The organism is Flavobacterium sp. IMCC34518, from assembly GCF_027111095.2.
Taxonomy (GTDB): Bacteria; Bacteroidota; Bacteroidia; order Flavobacteriales; family Flavobacteriaceae; genus Flavobacterium; species Flavobacterium praedii.
The window spans coordinates 395,327-422,288 of the sequence record NZ_CP114284.2 but is presented as its reverse complement, the minus strand read 5'-3'; the positions used below and the strand labels follow the sequence as shown (position 1 = coordinate 422,288).

General features: G+C 35.0%; 18 protein-coding genes. 15 read left to right on the top strand and 3 right to left on the bottom strand.

What is annotated here, in order from left to right; genetic code table 11:
- Positions 1–59 precede the first annotated feature (59 nt).
- The 7 genes from OZP06_RS01715 (at position 60) to OZP06_RS01685 (ending at position 13,773) form a co-directional block, all read left to right on the top strand.
- On the top strand, positions 60–3,245 hold the full coding sequence (locus tag OZP06_RS01715) for a TonB-dependent receptor (protein WP_281324151.1): 3,186 nt from the start codon (positions 60–62) through the stop codon (positions 3,243–3,245).
- Between the two features lie 13 nt (positions 3,246–3,258).
- Entirely contained in the window at positions 3,259–4,797 is a 1,539-nt protein-coding gene (locus tag OZP06_RS01710; protein ID WP_269223411.1) for a RagB/SusD family nutrient uptake outer membrane protein, read from the top strand.
- Between the two features lie 22 nt (positions 4,798–4,819).
- The gene (locus OZP06_RS01705) at positions 4,820–5,884 is read left to right on the top strand and encodes an IPT/TIG domain-containing protein (RefSeq protein WP_281324150.1); all 1,065 of its coding nucleotides are present in this window, start codon (positions 4,820–4,822) and stop codon (positions 5,882–5,884) included.
- Between the two features lie 207 nt (positions 5,885–6,091).
- Complete coding sequence (gene galA / locus OZP06_RS01700) at positions 6,092–8,977, top strand: beta-galactosidase GalA (protein ID WP_281324149.1); 2,886 nt, start codon at positions 6,092–6,094, stop codon at positions 8,975–8,977.
- Positions 8,978–9,241: 264 nt separating this feature from the next.
- A complete protein-coding gene (locus tag OZP06_RS01695; RefSeq protein ID WP_281324148.1) occupies positions 9,242–10,480 on the top strand; it encodes a glycoside hydrolase family 27 protein in 1,239 nt (412 codons plus the stop codon).
- A gap of 106 nt (positions 10,481–10,586) precedes the next feature.
- Complete coding sequence (locus tag OZP06_RS01690) at positions 10,587–11,552, top strand: glycoside hydrolase family 5 protein (protein WP_269223404.1); 966 nt, start codon at positions 10,587–10,589, stop codon at positions 11,550–11,552.
- 106 nt (positions 11,553–11,658) lie between these two features.
- Positions 11,659–13,773, top strand: a complete 2,115-nt coding sequence (locus tag OZP06_RS01685) for an ATP-binding protein (RefSeq protein ID WP_281324147.1) — start codon at positions 11,659–11,661, stop codon at positions 13,771–13,773.
- A 54-nt stretch (positions 13,774–13,827) separates the two neighbouring features.
- Here the strand turns inward: OZP06_RS01685 and OZP06_RS01680 are convergent, their stop codons facing one another.
- From OZP06_RS01680 to OZP06_RS01670, 3 genes are all read right to left on the bottom strand, one after another.
- Positions 13,828–15,162, bottom strand: a complete 1,335-nt coding sequence (locus OZP06_RS01680; RefSeq protein ID WP_269223401.1) for an aminotransferase class III-fold pyridoxal phosphate-dependent enzyme — start codon at positions 15,160–15,162, stop codon at positions 13,828–13,830.
- 25 nt (positions 15,163–15,187) lie between these two features.
- Positions 15,188–15,637 (bottom strand): GNAT family N-acetyltransferase, encoded by a 450-nt coding sequence (locus tag OZP06_RS01675; protein ID WP_269223400.1) that lies wholly within the window; start codon positions 15,635–15,637, stop codon positions 15,188–15,190.
- A 196-nt stretch (positions 15,638–15,833) separates the two neighbouring features.
- Positions 15,834–17,291 carry a CoA-acylating methylmalonate-semialdehyde dehydrogenase gene (locus tag OZP06_RS01670; RefSeq protein WP_281239213.1) on the bottom strand — a complete coding sequence of 486 codons (1,458 nt, stop codon included), beginning with the start codon at positions 17,289–17,291 and terminating at the stop codon, positions 15,834–15,836.
- Positions 17,292–17,534: 243 nt separating this feature from the next.
- On the opposite strand from OZP06_RS01670, the gene OZP06_RS01665 reads away from it, so the two are divergent.
- From OZP06_RS01665 to OZP06_RS01630, 8 genes are all read left to right on the top strand, one after another.
- Positions 17,535–19,061, top strand: a complete 1,527-nt coding sequence (locus tag OZP06_RS01665) for a Na+/H+ antiporter NhaC family protein (protein ID WP_269223399.1) — start codon at positions 17,535–17,537, stop codon at positions 19,059–19,061.
- 11 nt (positions 19,062–19,072) lie between these two features.
- Positions 19,073–19,726, top strand: coding sequence for a GNAT family N-acetyltransferase (locus OZP06_RS01660; protein WP_281324146.1), 654 nt, complete (start codon positions 19,073–19,075; stop codon positions 19,724–19,726).
- A 116-nt stretch (positions 19,727–19,842) separates the two neighbouring features.
- Positions 19,843–20,490: a GNAT family N-acetyltransferase gene (locus OZP06_RS01655; RefSeq protein WP_269223397.1), complete on the top strand. Its 648-nt coding sequence runs from the start codon at positions 19,843–19,845 to the stop codon at positions 20,488–20,490.
- A 45-nt stretch (positions 20,491–20,535) separates the two neighbouring features.
- Positions 20,536–21,882 (top strand): 4-aminobutyrate--2-oxoglutarate transaminase, encoded by a 1,347-nt coding sequence (gabT, locus tag OZP06_RS01650; RefSeq protein ID WP_269223396.1) that lies wholly within the window; start codon positions 20,536–20,538, stop codon positions 21,880–21,882.
- Between the two features lie 79 nt (positions 21,883–21,961).
- The gene (locus OZP06_RS01645; protein ID WP_269223395.1) at positions 21,962–23,539 is read left to right on the top strand and encodes an amidohydrolase; all 1,578 of its coding nucleotides are present in this window, start codon (positions 21,962–21,964) and stop codon (positions 23,537–23,539) included.
- A 98-nt stretch (positions 23,540–23,637) separates the two neighbouring features.
- Positions 23,638–24,123 carry an Lrp/AsnC family transcriptional regulator gene (locus OZP06_RS01640; RefSeq protein WP_269223394.1) on the top strand — a complete coding sequence of 162 codons (486 nt, stop codon included), beginning with the start codon at positions 23,638–23,640 and terminating at the stop codon, positions 24,121–24,123.
- Complete coding sequence (locus OZP06_RS01635; protein ID WP_281324145.1) at positions 24,116–25,417, top strand: aminotransferase class III-fold pyridoxal phosphate-dependent enzyme; 1,302 nt, start codon at positions 24,116–24,118, stop codon at positions 25,415–25,417. Before OZP06_RS01640 ends, OZP06_RS01635 begins: the two co-directional genes overlap by 8 nt.
- Positions 25,418–25,471: 54 nt before the next feature.
- Positions 25,472–26,890 carry an NAD-dependent succinate-semialdehyde dehydrogenase gene (locus OZP06_RS01630; protein ID WP_269223392.1) on the top strand — a complete coding sequence of 473 codons (1,419 nt, stop codon included), beginning with the start codon at positions 25,472–25,474 and terminating at the stop codon, positions 26,888–26,890.
- Positions 26,891–26,962 lie beyond the last annotated feature (72 nt).

Genomic DNA, 26,962 nt, shown 5'->3' with positions numbered 1-26,962 from the left:
CTAATAATACCCGAATTACCCTTTCGGATATTATTAAACTTAACTAACAAATTTTTATTATGAAAAAACTATTGTTTAATTTAAATCATTGGAAATTCGATACGATATCGATTTCATTGATATTTTTTTTACTAACTAGTAGCTTTGTTTTTGCCCAAACAAAAATTCAAGGCTCAGTTAAAGACTCTTCTGGATTGCCCCTAGCAGGAGTAAATGTTTCAATTTTGGGAGGAAAAACAACTATTTCATCAGATTTTGATGGAAAATATTCTATAGACGCGCCGTCAGATGCGGTTTTGAGTTTTTCTTTTGTGGGGTTTATTCCTCAAAAAATTTCAGTAAAAGGACAAACCAAAATAAACGTAGTTTTAAAAATGAGTTCTGAAGATTTACGAGAAGTTGTTGTAAATGTTGGGTATGGAACTCAAAAGAAAAAAGATGTAAATAGTGCTATTTCTAGTATTAGAAGTCAAGATTTAAAAGATACTCCACAAGTAACTTTGGATCAAATGATACAAGGTAGAGCAGCTGGTGTAACTGTTACAAATAATTCAGGACAACCTGGAGGTGATGTTTCTATAAAAATTCGTGGTACTACTTCTATTGGGGGAACAAATGAACCATTATACATTGTTGATGGTATTCCAATTTCTGGAGATGCAACAAACTCTTCTACAAGCGGAAGACCACTTGCTGCAGGTTATACTGGAGCAAATGCCGCTAGTGTTACAGTAAGTCCACTATCTTTAATTAATCCGAATGACATTGAAACAATGGATATTCTTAAAGATGCATCTGCAACGGCTATTTATGGTTCAAGAGGTGCGAATGGTGTTATTTTAATTACGACTAAATCTGGAAAAAAAGGAACTGGTAAATTAACGTATGATACTTATTTTGCATCACAAACCCAAACTAAATTGTTAGATGTAATGACTTTAAGTCAATTTGCATCACAACAAAATGCATTAGCAGTTCAAACAGGAAGAGATGATGCTTTGCGTGCTGAGTTTGCTAAACCTGAATTGTTAGGGAATGGAACTAATTGGCAAAAGGAAATATATAAAACAGGAATGTTATCTAGTCATCAGATATCTTTTTCAGGAGGTAAAGAGGGTATGAATTATTATGTTTCTGGAGGGTATGTAAATCAAGAAGGAACTGTAGTTGGTTCTAGTTATAAAAGATATAATTTTAAAACTAATTTGGATGCTAAAGTAAAGGATTGGATGAAAATAGGGGTTAATATTTCTACAGGTATTTCTAATGAAGATATTACTCTAAATGGTTCTTCTAATGGTATTATTAGTACTTCTATATTAGGTAGTCCAGATGTAGCTGTTAAAAATACTGACGGAACTTATGCTGGTCCACCACCAACCGTTCCCGGAAGACCAAGTTATAACTTTATAAATCCAGTTGCTGCTGCGTTACTTAAAACTAATAATCTTATTAGAAAAAGTTTTATGGGGAATTTTTATTCTGATATAAAACTAGCCAAAGGGTTAGAATACCGTTTTGAGTTGGGTGGTAATACAGAAATAAGCACTAATGAAGAGTTCAATCCTACATACGCATGGGGAGCATCAGTTAATGAGCATGCAACTCTTACAAATAGAAATCAAAGTTGGTACAGTATAAACGTTAAAAATTTACTTACCTACAGATTTGCATTAGGAAATCATAACTTCAATTTATTGGCAGGTCAAGAAGCTAATGATTCTCATTGGACAGGTAATTCTATTGGTGTAAGTGATTTTTTATCAAATGATGTAACTTCTATAGCACTTGGTGATAAAGCAACTTTAGTTTATGATGATTATAAGGGTAGTGCTGCATTATATTCCTATTTTGGAAGATTGGTGTATGATTTTAATGGTAAATATGGTTTGAATGTTACTATGAGAGCAGATGGTAGTTCTAAGTTTGCTGAAGGTCAAAAATGGGGATATTTCCCAGCAGCAGCTGTTTCATGGAAATTGTCAAATGAATCATTCATGGAAGGGACTAAAAAGTACATAGACAATGTCAAGATAAGAGCAGGATATGGTGAAACTGGAAATCAAAATATTGGTGGAGGTGCTTATCTTTCTAATATTAGAAAATTAGGTACTTTTGAAGGAAATGGATTCTTAGCTGATAATATTTCAAATCCTGAATTGACATGGGAAACATCAAAACAAGTAAATCTTGGGGTTGATTTTACTTTATTCAATTCTAAATTATCTTCTTCAGTTGATGTTTATAGAAAAAAATCAGAAGGATTTTTATATAGATTGCCTTTACCAATGTATTTAACTGGATTAGAATCATATCAAGGAGGAATAAATGCTCCTATGTCTAATGTGGGAAGTATGGAAAATAAAGGAATTGATGTTTCTGTAACGTATACAAATAAATTTGGTAATGACTTTACTTGGAGTTCTACGCTAATCTTTTCTAAGTACAGTAACAAATTATTAGAGATTACCAATGGACTTAACTTGCAAAGAGAAGCAACACTTACATCAAATGATGCTAAAACAGTTACTAATACTGTTGTAGGGGAGCCGATAGGTCAGTTTTATGGTTTGCAATCATTGGGATTAATACGTACTGCAGAACAATTAGCTACAGCTCCAATTCCTCATCTTGGAACTAAAGATGAACCAAGTCAATTAGGAGATGTATTGTACAAAGATCAAGATGGTGATGGATTAATTACGAATAAAGATTATGTGAGTATGGGTAATCCTCATCCAGATTTTACTTATGGTTTTACAAATAACTTTAGATACAAAACATTTGAATTGAATATTGTATTGCAAGGTTCTCAAGGAAATGATGTTTTAAATTTAACTAGAAGAGCAGGTACTTCAAATTCTCAATTGTATCAAAATCAATTAGCAGAAGCTGCTGATTTTTGGACACCTGATAATGTTAATGCAAAATATCCAAGACCAGTTCTTGATGCTAAAGGACATGCAAATATGGTTATTTCGGATCGATATGTTGAAGATGGTTCTTATTTAAGAATTCAAAATTTAACTTTTGCTTTTTCGTTGCCTTCGGATGTTGTGAACAAAGCAAAATTATCTAAAGTAAGACTTTATACAGGAATTCAGAATTTATACACTTTTACTAATTATTCAGGTTATGATCCTGAAGTAGGTTCTTTAAATCAAGATGCTCTACTTACAGGTGTAGATAATGGTCGTTATCCAACCCCTAGGACTTATACATTAGGTTTAAATGTTGAATTTTAAAAAACAAATAAAAATGAAAAAATATAGTATAAATATAAAAAGAGCAATATTGTTTTTTGTTCTTGCATTATCGGCTTCATGTTCAGATAATTTCTTAGATCGACCTTCCGAGGATGGTTTTGATTCTTCTAATTTTTATTCTTCTGATGAGCAAGTTGTTCGTTCAACATCTGCATTGTATGGAAAAATTTGGGCTCCATTTTTTACTAAATGTTTCTACGCTCTTTCTGAAGTTACTTCTGGTAATTTGTATGCAGGAGATGATGGTACAGAATTGATACAATTTCATGCCTCATCAGAAAGTCCTTTGTTGTTAAACCCATGGGGAACTTGTTTTGGAGTTGTGGCTCAGTCTAATAACTTGATTAATTCACTTAGAGGTTCAGTAGGACCAAATGTTTCACCTGCTGTTGTTGAAAACACCATTGCTGAAGCTCACTTTATGCGTGCTATTGCTTATTTTTATTTAGTAAGAATATGGGGAGAAGTGCCTATTATTGAAAATGGATTGGATTATGTAACAAATCCAAATATTAACACTAACAGAGTTGAAGATGTTTATACTCTTATCGAAAGAGATTTTCAATATGCAGCAGATCATCTTCAAACTAAAGTAAGAGGTGGTAATTACACTCAAAATATTAGAGTATCTAGTGGTTCAGCAAAAGCCTTTTTAGCAAAAGTCTATTTGTATAGAAAAGATTATGCAAAAGCAAGAGCATTAGCAGAAGAAGTTATCAATAGTGGCGAGTTTAAACTTTTGAATAACTATGGAGATCTATTCAGAATCAAAAATAACAATAACGAAGAATCTATTTTTTCTTGGCAATGGATAGTTGACGGTGGATATCAAGATGCTAATTTTTCAAATGTTCAGTTTGGTCCAGATGTACTAAATGAAGTTAGTTATGGTGCAACTTACATTCCGTCAAAAGACATTATTAGTGCTTTTGAAGCAGGGGATAAACGTAAAAGAGAAATCATAATGACAGATGGTGATTTTTATCCTGAATTGACTCATGATGGTGGAGTAGGTTTTACTTGCAGTGCTGCTAATGGTTTCTTAGACGCAACTGGTGCACTAGTAAAAAAATACGTAGTGGGTAAAGTATCTGCAGAAACAGGTGCTCAAGATACTTGGGGAGGTACAAGTTCTTGTAATTATATCATGCGTTATTCTGATTTATTATTGATTCACGCTGAGGCTATTATGGCTGGAAATGCAGAGACAACAGATGCTGCTGCTTTGCTTTCTTTCAACAAAGTACGTCTTAGAGCTGGATTACCTGCTAAAACAAAAATCACTCATGAAGATATGATGAAGGAAAGAAGGATAGAATTGGCTTTTGAAGGAGAATACTGGTATGATTTAGGTCGTTTACCTGCTAGTGAAGCAATATCTATAATGTCAAAACAAGATAGAAGCGCCTATTCTACTACCCCAGCATATTATACGCCAACTGCAGCGGATCTTATATATCCTAAGCCAAGTAATGATGTAAATAAAAATCCAAAACTTAACGAACCAGCTGTTCCTTATGTTTTTAAATAATTAATTTTAATTAGCAAATATTATGAAAAAATATAATTTTTTATACTTAAGAAGTTTTTTAGCAATAACTTTATTGTTTGTTGTTAGCTTCTTTACATCTTGCTCTGATGATGACTCTGGAGTGTCTACAACAACGACAATTACTAGTGTTAATCGCGCATTAAATACTCCTACAGACGGTTCCCCGGTTGAAATAGATGTGCCCGTTGAAATGGGTTATCCTAATACAACTTATTTTATTCACGGGACAGGATTTTCAACCTTGAAAAAAATATATTTTAATGGGCTTGAAAGTTATTTTAATCCAACAATGGTTACAGATAATGTTATTGTGGTAACTATTGATGAAGATACTCCTTATGAAAATGCATCTAGTGAATTAAAAATTGTCACCAGTTTTGGAACAGTTGTATATCATTTTGTAATTGCACCTCCAGCTCCGGTATTAACTAAAGGTTTTAGCCCAGTAAATGCTGCAGATGGTTCTATTATGACTATTTATGGTAATTTCTTTTTGGATCCAATAGTGACATTTGGAACAATACCTGCTACTGTAATTTCTAATTCATTAACCGAAATTAAAGTTACAGTTCCTGTTGGTGCCGATAAGCAATATGTAACAGTAAAAACTATTTCAGGTTCTGTAACTTCTTCTTATGCTGTTGGTACTGCAATTTATGATGATGTTGCCTATTATGGTCTTGATTTTCCATCTTGGAATAATCATACTTATGAGTCAGATGGAAATGCTGATCAAGGATTGATCTATATTAAAAAGAATATGGGTGCATGGGATAGTTTACAAGGAAACTGGGGTTGGTATGATCAAATAGCTCCTTACAAAGGTATTAGATTATCTGTAAAAGCTTCTGTTGCAGGAACTGTTAAATTAATTTTTAACGGAGATTGGTCTGAAAGAAATATGATGTCTGTTCAGCCGGGATGGAATACTTTTGTATTTACTTGGGCCGAGTTAGGAGATGCAGATCATGTACAAAATATATCGTTCCAAAACATGAGTAAATCGGGAGCTGATGGAATAGCAAACACAATTTCGATTGACAATATTGGTTTTGTGCTAAAATAGTTTGGTTTAAGTTTATTTAAGTTAGTTTAAGGGTTCCCTAATCGAAAGGTTAGGGAATTCTTTGTTTTTAGAGCTTTTCTGGGAAACTATTATTTTATCTTTTTGTGATTTTTTTAATGTATTTTGAAAAAAAAGTATCACTATTTTTCGATACTAATGACTATCCTTGTATGTAAAACTCTTCGTTTTTTTGTAAAAAATCATTAAATGAAATCATTAAATAAAATACCATTTCTACCACTTATTTTTTTAAGTTTCAGTCTCTCTATTTTCTCACAATCAACTTTAAATGGCAAGATTAGGGAGCATATTTCCATAGATCAAAATTGGCTATTTGCTTTTGGTCATCCTTTCGATACATCCAAAGATTTTAATACTGGAACAGGCTATTTTTCCTATCTAGCCAAAACCACTTATGGTGACGGAGCCGCTGCTGCCGATTTTGATGATCGCTCTTGGCGAAAACTGGATTTACCGCACGATTGGGCAGTGGAACAAGCTTTTAGCGAAAAAGCGAGTTACAGTCACGGATTCAAAAATATTGGTAGACCTTTTCCAGAAGCCAGTATTGGTTGGTACCGAAAAAAAATAACGATTCCTGAAAGTGATTTGGGACGCAGAATCCATATCGCTTTTGATGGCGTTTTCCGCAATGCAACGGTTTGGTTCAACGGCCATTATCTGGGAAACAATCCGTCAGGTTATTTGGGTTTTGAATACGATGTTACTGATTACATTAATTATGGAGGTGAAAATACAATCGCTGTTCGAGTAGATGTCATGATGGAAGAAGGTTGGTTTTACGAAGGCGCCGGAATATACCGACACGTTTGGCTGAACAAAACCAGTCCGTTACACGTACCCGTAGACGGAACTTTCGTAAGCACAACCAAATTAAATTCAAATTCAGCCGAACTGACTTCGAAAGTTTCGGTAATAAATGAAGGAAGAGCGTTTCAGAATTTTAAAATCATCCAGACCGTTTATGATACTACCGGAAAATCAATCGCCACAGCAATAATTGACAATCTGAATTTGAGACCAATGGAAGCCAAAGAATTTGGAACCGAATTGGCTATTGTTAATCCTAAACTTTGGTCAGTAGACAACCCGTATTTGCATAAAATGATAACTGCGATTTATTCAGGAACCGAATTGGTAGATACCCAAACTACCACTTTCGGAATAAGAACTTTACGGTTTGATGCCAACGAAGGTTTCTTCCTAAACGGAAAACACCTGAAAATAAAAGGAACTAATAACCATCAAGACCACGCAGGAGTAGGAGTGGCAATGCCCGATGGTTTGCAAGATTTTCGAATTGCGACTTTAAAATCATTTGGCTCTAATGCCTATCGTTGTTCACACAATCCTCCAACACCCGAATTACTCAATGCTTGCGACCGTCTTGGAATGGTTGTCATTGACGAAACCCGATTAATGGGAATTACAAATACCCAATTAGGTGAATTAAAACGGATGATGCTTCGCGACCGAAACCATCCGTCTATCATCAGTTGGTCCATCGCCAACGAAGAATGGGGCGTAGAAGGAAATAGCATCGGAGCTCGAATGGCTCGAACCATGCAAGATTTTGCTAAAACAATCGACACTACCAGAGGAATAACGGCAGGAATAAGCGGTAATTGGGACAACGGAATTGCCACAGCGGTAGATGTTATTGGCTACAATTACATCAAACACGGAGGCAAAGAAACGACTGATAAACACCATCGTGAATTTCCTAATCTGGCCAGTTGGGGAACCGAGGAAGGCTCGACTTTCGCAACCCGTGGAATCTATTTTGAGGACAGCGAAAAACAATACAAACCTGCTTATGATTTGCCACAATCGGCGAATGCACACAGCATCGAACAAGGTTGGAAACACTATGATTCGAGAGCGTATCTGGGCGGAATGTTTATCTGGACTGGTTTTGATTACCGTGGCGAACCCACTCCGTATCTTTGGCCAGCGACAGGCTCTTATTTTGGAATGGTCGATCAATGTGGTTTTTACAAAGACGACGCTTGGTACCTAAAAGCGTGGTGGGGGACTGAACCCGTTTTACATCTTTTACCACATTGGAACTGGAAAGGAAAAGAAGGACAACCCATTGACGTTTGGGCGTATAGTAATTGCGATGAAGTGGAACTTTTTCTAAACAAAAAAAGTTTAGGAAAAAAAGTGATGGAAAAAAATGGACATTTGGAATGGAAAGTCAATTACCAACCCGGAACTTTAGAAGCGATTGGCTATAAAAACGGCAAGAAAATCCTAACTGAAACCGTGAAAACCTCTTCCGATGCTGTTGCTATTGGTTTGCAATCAAATGTAAAAAGCCTTAAAGCGAATAACATGGATATCGCCATGATTACTGTCGATACCAAAGACAAATCTGGTTTGCATGTTCCTACTTCCGAAAATGGAATTGCCTTTTCCATTTCAGGCCCCGGAAAAATAATTGGCGTTGGAAACGGGAAGCCCACTTCGGTAGAACCCGATCAATTTTTGGAAACCAATACGGTCATCAACATCTCGAATCTTAAGGAAAAAATCGTCAATTCCATTTCGGAAACGGCAGAAACGGCAGATGATTTGGATGTTTCCAATTGGGAAAACGCTTTCAAAGACAGTCGCGACACCATCTTCGGCAAGAAAGCCAAAGCCGTGGTGTATCGAACCGATTTTGATTTGCCAGAAAATTTCATGGAAACCAAAATCAATCTGTTTTATAACAGCATCGGCCAATCGCAATCTATTTATATCAACGGAAAATTAATCGCAACTGCTATTCCTGAAAACAAAAAAGGAGACACTTTCGTATTAGACAAATCCGATCTCCGTGCAGGGAAAAACACAATTACGATTGTTGCCGTACCTTTAATTTACAAATACAAATGGGGAACCGTGAACACCAATCCAGGAACAATTCAAATCCTCACGCCAGCCCCAACTTGGAAACGCACATTGTTCAGCGGTTTGGCACAAGTCATTGTGCAATCAACTGGAGAAACGGGTGAAATTACGTTGACCGCGACCAGCAATGGACTCAAAAAAGCCGAAATAAAAATGAACACAATAAAGCCATAAAAATATTTAGGGCGTGACCACAAGGGTCGGGCTGTACGTTCCCGCTTCCCGATGAAAAATCGGGAGAGCTCCACTGCCATCCCTCACGCAGATTTTGCAAAACAAGATAATTAGTAGTAAAAACAAAAAAGTAAAATGAAAATTTCGAATCATTTATACTTAACTGGTTAAAAAAAACAGGTTAGGAAAAGTACAATCCTAACAGGTCTTCAAGACCTGTTAGGTATTATTGAAAAATAGCTTTATAAACATAAAAACATAAAAATGAAAAAATTACTTCTCAGCTTACTTTTAAGCAGTCTAACAATTTCAGGTTTCTCACAAGGTAATGTTTACAAACAAGGAGCTGGAAAATTCGAAGGTCTTGCCATGACACCACCAATGGGTTGGAATTCTTGGAACACCTTCGAAACCAACATCGATGAAAAACTAGTAAAAGAAACAGCCGATATTATGGTTTCAACCGGAATGGCGGCTGCAGGCTATAATTACATCGTACTCGATGATGGATGGATGTCCAGAAACCGTGATTTAGAAGGCAATTTAGTACCAGATCCAATCAAATTCCCAAGCGGAATGAAAGCTTTAATTGAATATGTTCACTCCAAGGGATTGAAATTTGGTTTGTACAATTGTGCAGGAACACATACTTGCGCAGGTTACCCAGGTACCCGAGGTTATGAGTACCAAGATGCTCGTTTTTATGCCAATTTGGGAATTGATTTCTTAAAATACGACTGGTGTAACACTGCAGGAATCAACGCTCCCGAAGCCTATGCCACGATGAGCAATGCCTTGAAGACTGCGGGAAGACCTATCGTTTTCAGCCTTTGCGAATGGGGTGATACCAAACCATGGGAATGGGGAAAACCTATCGGAAATCTTTGGAGAATTTCAGGTGATATTTATCCATGTTTCGATTGCGAGTTTCACCACGAAGAAGGGAATTGGTCATCATGGGGATTCATGAAAATTGCCGAAATGCGCAAAGATATCCGTAAATTTTCAGGCCCAGATCATTGGAACGATTTTGATATGATGGAAGTGGGAGACGGAATGACCAATACCGAGGACAAAACCCATTTTGCAATGTGGTGCATGATGGCTTCCCCATTAATCGCAGGAAATGATTTCCGAAAAATGTCCAAAGAAACCTTGGCTATTATAACCAACAAAGAACTCATTGCCGTAAATCAGGATAAATTAGGAATACAAGGATTCAAACTTTCTGCCGAAGATGGACTGGAAGTTTGGGTAAAACCTTTATCCGATGGCGCTTGGGCTGTAACTTTCTTAAACAGAACCGATGCTCCAAAAAAAATAAATTACGATTGGAAAAAGAACTCTATTAAAGATGCTGATTTTGGTTATGATGCCGATTTTAATAAATCAATCTTCAAAATCAAAGATCTTTGGAAAAACAAAGAAGCAGGAACAACCAAAAAGAATTTCACTGGTGATATTGCTTCTCATGATGTAATTACATTAAAACTAATTCCTTAAATGTATAAGTCTGAAATATTATTTATCCTAACAGGTTTCTTTTAACCTGTTAGGTATTATTTTAATCTAAATTATCATCCATCGTCAAAATAATATATAATAAAATATGAACTTCAAATCAAAAATAATCCTGCTTTTACTTGCATTGAGTTGCAGTATGGCAAATGCACAATTTGTTAAAAAACACGGGCAACTTAGTGTAAAAGGAACACAGCTTGTTGATAAAGATCAAAATCCAATAGTTTTAAGAGGGGTGAGTTTGGGCTGGCATAGTATTTGGCCCAGATTTTATAACCAAAAAACGGTAGATTGGTTAAAAAAAGATTTTGATTGCACCATTATTCGTGCCGCAATGGGTATCGAAATAGGGGATCATCCCTATATGAAGGAGCCCGATTTTGCCAAAGAGAAAATTGAATCTGTTATAAAAGGAGCCATCAAATCTGATATTTATGTAATCATCGATTGGCACAGTCACAATGTTAATTTGAAAGAAGCCAAGGAATATTTTGATGAGATCTCTAAGAAATACGGAAAATATCCAAATGTAATCTACGAGGTTTTTAACGAACCGGATTATGAAACGTGGCCAGAAGTAAAAGCATACGCCGAAGAAGTAATCAAAGTGATTCGAGCCAATGATCCGGATAATATTATTTTGGTGGGTTGTCCAAAATGGGATCAGGATGTCAATTTACCTGCGGCAGATCCCATCAAAGGTTATAGTAATTTAATGTACACCATGCATTTTTATGCGGCAACCCACGAAAAATGGTTGCGTGACAGAACTGACGAAGCTATAAAAAGTGGTTTGCCTATTTTTGTCTCCGAATCGGCTGGGATGGAAGCTACTGGAGATGGACCAATGAATTATAAAGCTTGGCAAGAATACATTGATTGGATGGAAGAAAGAAAATTAAGTTGGATCGTTTGGTCTGTTTCAGATAAAGATGAAACTTGTTCGATGTTGAAAAAATCAGCAAGTTCAGAAGGAAATTGGAAAGAGGATGATCTTAAAGAATCAGGTTTGAAAACAAGGGAATTTCTTAAAAAATACAATATTAAGAAATAGATTAACAAATATAAAACACAACTTATCAGTGAGTTGTGTTTTTTTTGTTTTCTGAAAAAAAATGTATATTGCAATTTATTTCGGATGATAACCCTATATCTATTGTATGAAATTAACACTTAGGTTAACGACTTATTCCAAACTGGTTATACTTATCATTGGCATTTGCTCGCTTTTTTTATTGTTATTTCTTTCTCTTTATCTTTATACAGTTCAGCAAGAAAGAGGTGTTTACAGAGACAATTCAAGTCAGTACAAAACCGAAGTGAATCGATTATTTGATTTTAATTCAAAGACACAAATTGTTACTATAAATGACTTAACTTATTGGGATGCATTAGTAAAATTCACAAAAAGTAGAGACACAATTTGGTATAAAAATTATATTGCCAATGAGTTTCCAACTTATGAAGTTGACTATGTTGCAGTATATGATTTAAATAAAAAACTGATTGTAAAAACTGCCAAACCGAATTTTAAAACTAAAGATTTTATCTCTATACAAGCAATGAAACATTTGTATAGAAATAGATATTCTAGATTTTACATGCATATTCCAGAAGGTGTTATTGAGGTTTTTGGTGGAACCATACATACATCCAATGATCCAAAAAAAACAAAGACCAAACCTTCAGGGTATTTCTTTATGGCTCGTCTTTTAGATGACAAATTTTTTAGGAATCTTGAAGAAATTACTTCTTCCAAAATTCAACTTTTTAATAAAGTCGAAATGGATACTAATAGTAATAAAAAAGTAACATCAATTATTAACCTCAGAGATACTGATGCTAACATAGTAGCGAAGTTGTTTTTTGAAAGGCCTTCAAATCTTAATTTTGAAAGAACCAAAGAGTTGTTGCTAATTGTAGTAATTACAACTTTTATTAGTCTTATTAGTGTTTTTTATTACTCCAGAAAATGGGTGTACAGACCGCTTCGGTTAATAACAACTATCCTTGAAACCGATCAAGAAATAGCAATAAGTCATCTCAAAAGAGAACCTGGTGAATTTGGTTATATTGGTAATTTATTTGACGACCATAGAAAGAATCGGTTTCAATTGAAAAAGGCTAAAGAGAAAGCAGAAGAAAGCGATAAGCTAAAATCAACTTTTTTGGCCAACTTGTCGCATGAAATCCGAACACCTATGAATGCCATTTTGGGTTTTTCGGATTTACTTATGGATGAAAAACTAACAGATGAATCAAAAAGGAAATACCTTCAAATAATTAATAGTAGCGGCAAAAGCTTGGTTTCAATTATTGAAGATTTAATTGAAATGTCTAAAATTGATGCCAAACAAATTGCACCAAAGGTTATAGGATTGAATATTGATAAATGTTTGAAAGAATTATTTAATACATTGAGAGTTACTATTCCTGAGGAAAAAGAAATTCAGTTTTATTTATTAAAAAGCAATTGCAGATTATACAATACTATTTTAACAGATGAAATAAAATTAAAACAGGTTATTGTTAATTTGTTGACCAACGCTATAAAATTTACAGATAAAGGGCATATCGCTTTTGGATATACTATCAGTCCTGATTATAAATTTTTAGAATTTAGAGTTGAGGATACAGGAATTGGAATTAGTGAAAAAGATTTAGAAGTTATTTTTAATCGTTTTAGAAAAGTAGATAATGATTATTCTATTTCTATGAGTGGATTGGGATTGGGTTTGTCTATTTCCAAGGCTTATGTTGAAATGCTTGGAGGAGAAATTTCAGTAGAATCAATTTACGGTAAGGGTTCCGTTTTTAAGTTTACTATTCCATTACTATATGACGAAATTAAATCCAATGAATATAATGATGATTTTCAGATTGTTCCAAATGACTCTGAAGGAAAAAATATATTGGTTGCCGAGGATGATAATATTAACTACCTATTGCTTAAAACTATTTTAGAGAAAAAAAATCATCGTGTCATAAGAGCAAAAAATGGACAAGAAGCAATTGATCTGTACCAATCAAATACGGATATTGATTTGATATTTATGGATATAAAAATGCCAGTTTTAGATGGTTATGAAGCATTTGAAATAATAAAGGCTAAAGATCCAGAATGTATTGTAATTGCTCAAACGGCACATTCCTCATCTGAAGTAAAAGAAAGTATAATGAATGCAGGTTTTTCTGGTTTTATAACAAAACCCTTGGATAAAGACAAAATTTATGAAATTATAAATAATGTTTTTCAAAATGATACAATTTGTTAATATTATAATTTTATAAAAAAAGAGGATTTCTTATGAAATCCTCTTTTTTTATACTTATACAAGATGCTCATCGGCTATAGACAACGCTTGTGAAATAATAGACAAGCCTTCGTCTATTTCAGATTCGGTGATGCATAATGGTGGAGCTATGAAAATATATCCCCAACGTACAAAAGTGTATAATCCCAATGCTCTCACTTTGGCAGCAATAAGATTAGTAACTTTTAAATCATCACCACTGGCGTTGTAAGGAGCAATCAATTCGCCTGTAGTTTTGTTTTTTAGAATATCCAAACATCCTAAAAGACCTGTGTTTCTAAAAGCGCCCATACTTGGATGCTTGGCTCTCATTTCTTCAATTTTGGATTCTAGGTAAGCACTCATTTTTCTGGTATTGGCAATCAAATTGTCACTTTCGTAAATATTAATTACAGCCAATGCAGCTGCCAAAGCAACAGGATGAGCATTGTAAGTAAGTCCAATCATCATAGGGGTATTATCGAATTTTGCAGCTATTTTATCCGAAACCATTAAGCAACCTAAAGGAAGGTAAGAGGAAGTTAATCCTTTGGCCATACAAACCATATCGGGAATGATATCGTGATTTTCAAAACCAAACCATTTTCCGGTTCTTCCAAATCCACTCATTACTTCATCGGCAATAAAAAGAATATCGTATTTTTCGCAAAGCGCTTTAACGCCTTTCAAATAGCCTTTTGGATAATGCAAACAGCCCGAAGAACCACTTTCTCCTTCAAAAATAAAAGCAGCAATATTCGTTTTACCTTCAAACTGGATTACTCGCTCTACATATTCTAAACTTAAACTTAATTTTGTGGTATCATCTAAATCTTTCATGCCAAAGAAATAGTAGGGATCATCTAGTAAAACTGCATTGGGCATTTGTTGCGAATCATTAGCCAGTTTTCTAGGATCACCACCCACAGACATTCCACCAATGGATCCACCATGAAAAGCTCTATATCGACCAATAATTTTATGTCTTCCAGTATACAATCTGGCTAATTTGATAGCATTGTCTACAGAAGAAGTTCCACATAAGGTAAAGAAAGCTTTATTCAAATCACCAGGACATATTTCAGAAAGTTTTTTTGATAATTTGGCTCTAATTTCGGTGGTGCAAGTCGGGGTTACAAAACTTACTTTTTGCATTTGTTCCACCACCTCTGCCGTAACTCTTTGATCACCATGACCAATATTTACGGACATTAAACCAGAGGAAAAATCAATTATTTTGTTACCGTCATAGTCATATAAATAAACACCTTCAGCTCTTTCTATAGCTATTGGGTTTACATTGGCTTGTGCTGACCATGAAAATAAACTGAATTCTTTACTGTCACTTATGATTTGTTCTTTACTTAACATTATGTGTTTAATTTATTTATTAATATTAGTTGACTGTAAGGTCATAACTATAGAGATAGTCCTCCCTTACAAAACCCATTTTATGATACAATCCTTGGGCTGCTGTGTTGTTTTTTGCGGTTCTGAGTCGGATAATGTTGGACCCAATTTCTTTTGCTAATGCTACAGTTTTTAAAATTAATTTTTCTCCAATTCCATTTTTTCGAATAGAAGAGTCTACAAAAAGATCGTTTAGAATTAAAATTTTGTTCAATGCTAATGAAGAAAATGTAACGTAAATAAGAGCAAAACCATTAATTGTTTCTGGATTTGTCTCATCAGTTGATACAAATATTGTGGCTTCATTATTTTCTAATCGTTCCTTTAAATAGGAATAATGTTTCTCCTTATTTGAAGGCTTTTTATAAAAAACTACATATTGATCAAAAAGATTTGTCAATTGATCTAAATCCTGAATTGTGGCTTTTCGTATCATAATGAATTGGTTTTAAGTGGTTAGAAAACTAAATTTACAAAAAAAACTTTAATTTTTGAATATTATACTTTTTGTTTCCAATCTTCATTTGCAAATACCCCTTTTTGTTTTTAATTTTTTTCTAAAAAGCTAAAATCAAATTCAAAACTCTATTTCTATATTCTAAAATCAGGAATCTAGAATCTGCCATATATTCTTAGCTCATCCAGTTGGTTCCTGCTTCAGGATTCCATTTGGTTGTTGTTTTCTTTTCTTTGGTAAAAAAGCCAATTGAACTTTTTCCTGTAATGTCTCCTGAACCAAATCGGGATTCATTCCATCCTCCAAAACCAAATGGCTCTCTAGGAACTGGTACTCCAATATTTACGCCACACATTCCAGCGGAAGCATTTTCCGTCACATAATTGGCCAAACCGCCGCTTTGTGTAAATACAGAACACGCATTGCCATACGGATTGGCGTTTTCTATTGCCAAAGCTTCGTCAATAGTATTTACACGAACTATTGCTAATACAGGACCAAAAACTTCTTCTCTTGCAATCTTCATATCTGCAGTTGCATAGTCAATAATAGTAGGTCCTACATAAAAACCATTTTCTTTTCCTGGTACTACTGTATTTCTACCATCCAAAATAATTTTGGCTCCTTGTTGTTCGGCTTCTGTTATGTATCCTTCAATTCGGTCTTTGGCGGCTTTCGAAATTACAGCTCCTAAAGTTGTACCACATTGAATTTTTTGAGCGTCACCAATTAATTTGTCAAGGATGGCATCGCAATTTCCAACAGCAATTAAGGTAGCTGCCGCCATGCAACGTTGGCCAGCACAACCGCTCATTGAAGCAACAATATTTGATGATGCCATTTCAGGATGTGCGTCTGGTAATAATAGGATGTGGTTTTTTGCACCACCAAGAGCCAATACTTGTTTTAGGTTATTGCTAGCTCTTTGGTACACAATTTTGGCCACTTTGGTAGATCCTACAAAAGTAACGGCTTGAATTGCTGGATGATCACAAATGTTTTCTACCGTGCTTTGTGTTCCATTTATAATATTGAACAATCCATCAGGAAGACCTGCTTCTTTAAGGAGTTTGGCAGTATATTGACTACTGATAGGAACAGCTTCAGAAGGTTTTAAGATAAATGCATTCCCAAGGGCAATAGCGTTTACAATTGTCCAATGGGGAACCATAGTTGGAAAGTTAAAAGGAACAATTGAAGCTACAATTCCTAATGGCACTCTGGTCGATGAACAAAAAACACCTTTGCTTACTTCCATATTCTCTCCATTTACAAATTGTGGTAAAGAACAAGCAAATTCAGTAAGTTCAATCGCTTTGTCAATTTCGGCTTTGGCTTCGCTATGAATTTTTCCGTTTTCTCTATAAATGATCTCGGTTAATTCTTCGCTGTTTTTTTCTAATAATTGTTTGTACTTATAAAAAACTTGGGCTCTTTCTTTTAAGGTAACTTTTTGCCATGCTTTTTGGGCTATTTGTGCTGAGCTGATAATTTCATTCAAATCCTCCATGGTTGATTCGTTGAAAGTAGTTAATTCCTTACCGTCTAAAGGCGAGATAACGGAATGTTTTTTTGTAGAACTACCGGGGGTAAACTCCCCGTTTATAAAGTTTTTTACTTCGTTAAATGACATAATTTTTACTTTTAAATTTTTTCAAATATACAATATTTTACAAAAAAACAATAAATATTTTTGCGTGTATTAAAAATATTGTTAGATTTACAAAATAATCATATTCATGTTGATTTATTTACAACTCATGGTAAGTTAGAAATAAGGTAATGTTTATAGATTATTAATTTAAAGAATAACCCATTTAAATTATTTAAAAAAACCAAAAACCAAAAAACAAACCAAACTAAAACTATTAAATTTATGAAATCAGTCTCTACTATTATTGGTGTAGCCTTATTGTTCTTAGCTACTCTTTGTTATTTTATCCATTGGCACGCTTTAGTTCCTGCATTTACTGTTTTGGGAATTGCAATGATTACTAGAAAAGCATTGGAACCTTTAATTATAGGTTGTGCGATCGGATTTGCATTATTGGCACAACATGGAGGGTCTACAGAATATTTTCCTGAAGGAAAAGGAATGATTTTTCCGCTGAATATGTTTGACGGTATGTTTACTTCTATCGCTAGAGACGCACACGATCAAGGACTGATTTGGGTAATTTTAGTTTGTATATTATATGGAGCATTTGTTCAATTGTTAAATGTCTCTGGAGGTATCAAAGCAGTAGCCCGATATTCTGAAAATCATGTAAAAAACAAAAAACAGTCCTTAATAATGACTTATTTCTTGAGTTTTTTCTTTTTTCTAGATGATTATTTAAGCGCTTTGTCTGTTGGGAATACTATGAGACCTATTACTGATAAGTTTGGAGTTTCTAGAGAAAAATTAGCATTGGTATTGACAATGGTTTGTGTACCTTTTACTATTATTTTTCCTATTTCGACTTGGACAATTTTTTACGGTACACAAATTGTCGCTATAGATGGTGGTGTTTTGGATGCGGCAGGAGTTGCAATAACAAATCCTATTCAAGCATTTTTGGGAACAATACCTTATAATTTTTCGGCATGGATTTCATTGATTATGGGAGGTTTAATTGTTTTTCAATTGATTCCAGATTCTAAAGCAATTAAATTAGCTGAAGCCAATGTAAAACCAATAGAGCCAGCCGTAGTTAAAATTCCAAAACCAAATGCTAAACAAGGGAAATTACTCTATTTTATACTTCCAATTCTAGTTTTAATTTGGTGTACTGTTTTTCCTTACCCTTTTGATATGGATTATTGGGGAAGTTTTACTTTCTCTTCTGAATATATTTTTGGTAGCATTGATGCGTTACGTGGTATTGTTACGGCTGTAGTGTTTACTTACCTTTATTTTTTACTTTTTAAAGTGATTAAATTTAATAAAATTTCGAAACATTTTGTATTGGGATTGGAGACAATCACGTTCGTTTTAACTGTTTTAGGTTTTACATATTTATTAAAAGATGTTCAAAATGCTTTAGGATTCAACGAATTTGTTGTTGAGAATTTACAAGGAATTAGTTGGTTGAATAGTGCTACTTTGCCTTTTATCGTTTTTGCTTTGGTATCATGGATTTGTTGGGCAACTGGTTCAAACTGGGGTATTTATGCTATTTTGGTTCCAACAACAGCTTTGTTGTCTCATACATTAGGAGCTAATTTTTGGCTAAGCCAAGGAGCATTAGCTTCAGGAACCGTTTGGGGAGCAGCTGCCTGTTTCTTTTCGGACAATCGTGTACTTACGGCTCAATCTTGTAAAGTGAATATGATGCAACATGGAATTTCACAATTTCCGTATCAATTGGTAATATTTGCTGTTTCTTCTATATTGTATTTGATAGCAGGTTTTGTTTTGTAAATAAAGAGCTTATGATTCCAAAGGATGTTTTATTTAATGAATTTGTGATTCGAAATGCAACTCCAGAAGATGCAGTTCAGATGGAATATGTTCAAAAGCAATGTTATCCTTCTTTGGATCCGACAGAGTTGTTAAATAGGAATCATTTTATCAATCATATCAAAGTATTTCCTGAAGGTCAAATTGTATTGGAAAGAGATGGCGTAATTGTAGGTTCGGCGAGTACATTTCGATCTCATTTTCCAATACACGAAGCTACTTTTTTAGAGTCTTCGGATAATTTATGGATTACCAATGCCCATATTCCAGATGGAGAATGGATGTACGGAATAGATATGGGGATTTTACCTGAATATCGCGGCTTGGGACTTTCGACAGAAATGTATTTGGTTCGACAAGAAATATGTAAAAAACTTGGGTTGATAGGACAACTTATTGCAGGAATGACTATAGGTTACGGAAAAGTAAAACATAAAATGACAATTGAAGAGTATTGTTACGCATTAGAAATTAAAAAATTTACGGATCCTACAGTAACTCCACAAAAAAAAGCAGGTTTTCGATGGATAAAACCATTATACAATCATATCAATGATCCCGAAGCTGGTTTTGCTTGTATTTTAATGTATTATCCAGTAGATGAGAATTTTAAATTAAAATTATAATAGATTCTAAGTCACTAAGTGGCTAAGATTTATAGAAACAATTTAAAAGAGAAATTTTTTTTAAAAACTCAGAGTCTTAGATGCTTAGAATCTTAGTCTCTTAATAAAATCAAAATATGATTGCTAAAAAGATTTTGAATGATGCTTTTATAATTAGAATCGCAAAAGAAGAAGATGCCGTTCAGATGGAATATGTACAATCAAGATGTTATCCAACATTGCACGAGTCTGAAATATTAGATAGGAATCATTTTGCGAATCATATAAAAGTTTTTCCAGAAGGACAAATTGTAGTTGAAAAGGATGGAAAAATAGTGGCTTCGGCAAGTTCTTTTAGGTGTGATTTTCCAGAACATGATAGTACTTTTCTAGAAGAGACCGATAATTTATGGATAACCAATGTACAAATTCCAAATGGTGATTGGATGTACGGAATAGATATGGGGGTTTTACCAGAATACAGAGGATTGGGACTCTCAAAAGAAATGTACAAAGCCCGTAATGAAGTGTGCGCAGCATTAGGGTTGAAAGGACAAATAATAGCAGGAATGACAATAGGTTATGGCAAAGTAAAAGACCAAATGACTATTGAAGAATATTGCAAAAGGGTGATGAATAACGAAATAATAGATCCTACCATTACACCACAACGCAGTGCAGGTTTTCGATGGATTCGGCCTTTATACAATTACATCAATGATCCTGAATCGGGATTTGGCAGTATATTAATGTATAAACCAGTTGACGAAAATTATTATTTATAGCAATTAAAAGAATAAAGAGTAAAAAGCAAAAAAAAAAAAAATAAAATGGGAACTCAAATTAAAAAAGTATCAGAAATTCCTGGTCCAAAAAGCAAAGTAATATTAGCAAGAAGAGCTGCAGCATTGCCAGCAGGTCTAGGTAAATCTACCGAAGTGGTGGTTGAAAAGGCTGAAGGTGCCTTAGTATGGGATGTAGATGGGAATCAATTGATTGATTTTGCAGGTGGAATCGGAATGGTAAATTTAGGTCATAGACCACAAGTGGTGATTGATGCTGTAAAAGATCAGCTGGACAAATACATTCATCCAGGTGCTCTTGTTACCACATTCGAACCTTATTTGGAATTTGCAGAATTGCTAAACGAAATTACGCCAGGTGATTTTCCAAAAAAGACGTTGTTGGCAAACTCTGGTTCTGAAGCTGTAGAAAATGCAGTAGCGATTGCAAGATATTATACAAAAAGACCAGCCGTTATTTGTTTTGAAGGCGCCTATCACGGTCGTACCATGCTTACCTTAAGTTTGACTAGTAAATATGGTTTATTCAAAAAAGGTTTTGGAAGCTACGCTCAAGATATTTATCGTTTTCACTCTCCAAATGTGTATAGAAGACCAAATGCTATGACAGAAGAAGAATATATTGATTTTTGTATCGAACGTTTTGATCAAAATTTGATTTCTCACGTTGATCCGTCTGCAGTTGCGGCAATTATCATTGAGCCTGTTCAAGGTGAAGGTGGTTTTATTCCGGTACCAAAACGTTTCTTAGAAAAAATCAGAAAAGTGTGTGATGAACATGGAATTGTATTCATTGCCGATGAGGTTCAAGCAGGAGCGGGTAGAACAGGAAAATTCCTTTCTATCGAGCATTCTGGTGTAGTTCCGGATATTGTTACGATGGCAAAATCAATTGGGTCTGGATTGCCAATATCTGCCATTACTGGAAAAGCAGAAATCATGGATGCACCGCATTTGGGTGGAATTGGAGGAACATACAGTGGAAGTCCAATTGCAGTTGTAGGCGCTTTGGCAACGGTAAAAGAAATTATCAAACCAGAATTTTTGGATCGTGCAACGCATGTTGGTAAAGTAATTACGGACAGAATCAATGCCATGAAAGAGAAATTCTCGATAATTGGCGAAGTTCGTGGACTTGGAGCTATGCTTGTGGTAGAGTTTGTAAAAGACAGAACAACCAAAGAACCGGATATGGATTTTGCAATGGCGGTTATCAAAAAGTCGGTTGCCAACGGTTTGATTTTAATTAGAGCCGGATTGTATACCAACTGTATTCGTTTCTTGCCTCCTATTGTAATTACAGATGAACAATTGAATGAAGGTCTTGATGTAATTGAAGCCGCTATTCAAGACGTATTGAACGAAAGAGGATAATATATTTTAGAATGTGTTTTCAAACCAGTTTCTAAAACGGGTTAGGAACTTGAAAATCTATAATTAAATAAAAAAAAGAGTGCTACTAATTTTAATACATAATGCCACAATTATTACTATGGATGAGGCTTTCGCCATTGCTGATTCCATAGTAATTAATGATTTGGGAAAAATTGAAGCCATTGGTACAGCAGCCGAACTTCGAAATCAATTTGGTTCTTTTGAGAAAGAAATTGATTTTCAAGGGAAAACAATAGTTCCAGGACTCAACGACGCGCATATTCATGTTTGGAAAATTGGACATCTTCGCACCTATATGCTGGATGTTCGAGGCGTAAAATCGATAGTCGAATTCAAACAAAAGCTTAAAGATTTTGCTGCCAAAAATCCAAACTCGGAGTGGATTATGGCTCGTGGAATCAATGAAATGGTACTCGAAGAAAAGCGTTTGCCTACCAAAGAAGATTTGGATGAAGTAATTGCCGACAGGCCAGTTTTTGTCATAAGAACTTGTGCTCATATTGGTATTGCCAATTCCAAAGCGATGGAGATTTCGGGAGTGAGTGAAGCTACCGAAGTGCCTTTTGGAGGTGAAATTCGCAAGAATCAAGACGGCAGTTTGCAGGGAATTTTTACCGAAAGAGCTTTGGGTTTAATTATGAATAACATTCCGCCTTTTACTTTCGAGGAGTATAAAAATATGATTCTGGAAGCGCATGATTATTTGTTAAGTCTCGGAATCACGAGCGCTACAGATCCTGCGGCCAACGAAGAATTGCTTGCGGCCTATATTCAATTGGATCAAGAAGGTTTACTCAAAGTGAGAATGAATGTTTTTCCGCTTCGAATTCCAGACGGAAGCGATGAAATTCAGGTTTTGCCGGAACAATATGAATCGGAGTTTTTACAGATAAAAACGGTGAAGTTCTTTTCGGATGGCGGTTTGAGTTCAGCTACTGCTGCCTTGAATGTTCCTTATAAAAACACCGATGGTTACAAGGGAGTTTTGCGATTGGATTATGATAAATTTTACAATACAGCAAAAGAAGCGGTTGACAAAGGTTTCTCGGTGGCAACCCATGCCATTGGTCATCAAGCAGTCGATTTGACTTTGAAAGTGTATAGTGATTTGTTCAAAATCGATCCTACTTTAAGACACAGAATCGAACATGTTGGGTTTTTATCCCAAGAAAATATAAATGATTTCAAACGAATGAATATGACTGCTGCCATGCAACCCATATTTATTTATGAATTGGCTAATAATTTCAAAAGCACATTGCCTGATGCATTATTAGATGTGGTTTATCCCTGCAAAACGGTTTTGGATAACGGAATCAATTTGGCTTTATCTACAGATGGACCGGTAGTAAAAGAGATTAATCCTTGGGTTAATATGGAAACTGCCGTAACCCGAAAAGCTGCCGATGGTTTTATTATTGGCGAAAGCCAAAAAGTAACACTGCAACAAGCGTTGTACGCATACACGCAAGGAAGTGCTTTTGCCGATAATTTGGAAAACGTAAAAGGAAGCTTATCTATAGGTAAATATGCTGATTTTATAGTTTTAGATAAAAATCCTTTTGAGTTAAAAGATGTTTCTAATGTTGAATCACTCGAAACATGGGTTGCTGGAAAATTAAAATACAAAAAATAAGTTTATTTTTTAAAAATAAAACCAAAAAATTGTATTTTATTGTAAATAAATTAATTACTTTTGATTTGTTATTAAAATTTTACAAAAATTAGCTAAAGATGAGTGTATTAGATGATGAATTGGATTTTCAAATATTGACATTATTGCAAAAAGATGGTAGAATGTCATTTACCGAAATTTCAAAGGAAATTAATGTTGCAGTAAGTACCATACGACACCGTTATATCAATTTGGTTGAAGATGGAACGTTAAAAATTATAGGTAGAATTGATCCTAACAAAATTGGATTCAATGCTTATGCCAGTATTTTAATTTCGGTCAAGCCAAAAACGTTCATGAGCTCTATTTTTGAAGAATTATCAAGATTACCAGAAGTTAGTTTTTTGGCATCCGTTTCGGGGGATTTTGATATTGAAGCAAATGTTATGTGCCGAGATATGGAGCATTTAAATGAATTAATTGGTGACAAAATTCATCTTTTGGAAGGGGTTTTTGATACCAAAACCAATATGTATATGAAGATTTATAAAATAGCACAACCCGATTTGGAGTTGGCAAAATTATCAAGCAAACAAAATGAGTAATACAGATAAATTATACGAAAGAAGAAAAAAAAGTGTTCCAAACGCTTTGGGAATTTTCAATCCATCCAGTATTCAATCGGCCAAAGGCGCTATAATTATTGATGCTGATGGCAGAGAATTGATTGATTTTGCAGGTGGAATTGGAGTAAATAATGTAGGACATGGCGTTCCTGAAATTATTGAAGCCATTCAAAAACAAGCCGAAAAATTCATTCATGCTTCCTTTAATGTTTCGGTTTACGAACAATATATGGATTTGACTGAGAAATTATGTGAAATACTACCTCACGGAGAATCTACAAAAGCAATGCTTACTTTATCTGGTGCTGAATCAGTAGAGAATGCTATCAAAATTGCTCGTGCGGTTACAGGAAAATCGGGAGTTATCTGTTATGATGGGTCTTTTCATGGTCGTACCATGATGGCGATGACTTTGACATCTAATGTGAAATACAAAGAAGGAGCAGGACCTTACGCACCCGAGGTATATCGATTGGAATATCCTTACTACAAGCCGAGCATGAAAAATAGAATGACTCATGATGAGTTTGATGATTTGATGATTATGAAGTTGCATAAAACTTTTTCGTCAACTGTTTCTATTAGTCAAACGGCTGCGATTATTCTTGAATTGGTTCAAGGTGAAGGTGGTTTTACAGTGGCTTCCAAAAAATACGTTCAATATTTACGCAAGTTTTGTACCGAAAATAATATCTGTCTGATTTTTGATGAGGTGCAATCCGGTTTTGGGCGTACCGGAAAATGGGCAGCTTATGAGCATTATGATGTAACACCGGATTTGTCTACTTGGGCAAAATCGATGGGTGGTGGAATGCCGATTGGTGCTGTAATTGGTAAACAAGAAATTATGGATGCCATAAAACCAGGACTTATTGGAGGAACTTATTTAGGAGGTCCTTTGAGTTGTGTGGCTTCATTGGCAAGTATCAATTACATGGAAAAGAATGACATCAATGCTGCCGGTAAAAAAGTCGGTAAAATTGTTCATGATAAATTCAAACACATACAATCTTTATATCCGGAAACCATTACTGATGTTCGCGGTTTGGGAGCAATGTTAGCTATCGAATTCACGAATCCAAAAACTGGAATTCCAGATGGTGTGGCCACAAAAGCAATTGTGGATATATGTTTGGCCAATGGATTGATTGTGATTACTTCTGGAACTTACGGAAATTGTATTAGAATATTAAGCCCGTTGTTTATTGAAGACGAAGTGTTGCACAGAGGTTTAATGATTTTGGAAGAAGCGATAGAAGAGGTTTTGAAATAAAATAATCTTTGTCAAAGTTCAAAACTTTGACAAAGATATCTTAAAAGAAAAAAAATGAGAAAGCAATATATAAATGGAGAATGGTGCGACGCAATAGACGGCGCAAAATGGGATTTGCAAAGTCCATCGACGGAAGAAATAGTGGATAAAGTTCCTTTTGGTAATGCTGCCGATTGTAGTTTGGCCATTGATGCTGCCGATACCGCTTTCAAAGGATGGAAAAATACTACTCCTTATTTTAGAGCAGAGTTTCTAAAAAAAGCGGCCAACTATATGAGGGAAAATGCTGAGGCTTTCGCCAAAGAAACCGCTTTAGAAACTGGGAAACCAATGTTGGAAGCAAGAGGCGAATGGCAAGTTTCTGCCAACCTTTTCGAATGGTATGCCGAAGAAGGAAAACGCAGTTACGGAAGGGTTATTCCTTCGAGTAGAATTGACAAACGGTCGATGGTCATTTATCAGCCATTGGGTGTTGTTGGTGTAATTACGGCATGGAATTTCCCAGCTTATAATCCAGCAAGAGCTGTAGCAGCTGCATTGGCGGCGGGTTGTACGGTTGTGATGCGCGGTTCCGAATTTACGCCATTGTCGAGTTTTAATATGGCAAAAGCCTTGCACGAAGCAGGAATCCCAAAAGGAGTTTTTAATTTAATCAATACTGAACCTGTTTCGACAGGAACGGAAATGATTGAAAACCCTTTGTTGAAAAAAATAAGTTTTACAGGAAGTACTCGTGTTGGAAAAATATTAATGGATGGTGCTTCAAAAACATCAACCAAATTGTCATTGGAATTGGGTGGAAACGCCCCTGTTATAATTGATAAAGATGTTGATGTAGAAGCGATTGCACATCAAGCTTTGGTTGCCAAATTAAGAAATTGTGGACAAGTTTGTGTTTCGCCACAGCGTTTTTATGTGCACTCCAGTATTTTTAATCAGTTTGTTGCTGTTGTAAAAGAGGATATTTCGAAACTGAAAACAGGAATCAATGGTGGAGATATTGATTTTGTGGGACCACTGATTAATAAAACACAGCAAAACCATTCTTTGGCTATGCTCGAAAAAGCAAAAAGTGAAGGAGCAATTGTTCATATTGGTGGTGAAAAATCAGAGAAAGGATTTTTTGTGCATCCTGCTTTAATCGAATCAAAACAAACACAAGCATTTATCAAAACGGAAGTATTTGGACCATTGATGATTGTAATTCCTTTTGACACTCAAGAACAAGTTATCGAATGGGCAAATGATACGGAATATGGTTTGGCTTCATACGTTTTTACCAATCACATTAAAAATGCAAATGTGTATGCCGAAAACCTTGAATTCGGGATGGTAGGAATCAACGAATGGGCGGCACACGGAACCGAATTGCCTTTTGTTGGAATAAAAAGCAGTGGAATTGGTCATGAATCAGGATCCGAAGGATTGAAAGAATATTTGGAAATGAAATTGATTAGTTACGGTAATATGTAGCCCCCTAGCCCCCGAAGGGGGAAGGAAAGGACTATAAAAAATAATTATTATTAATCTAAATTCCCCCTTTGG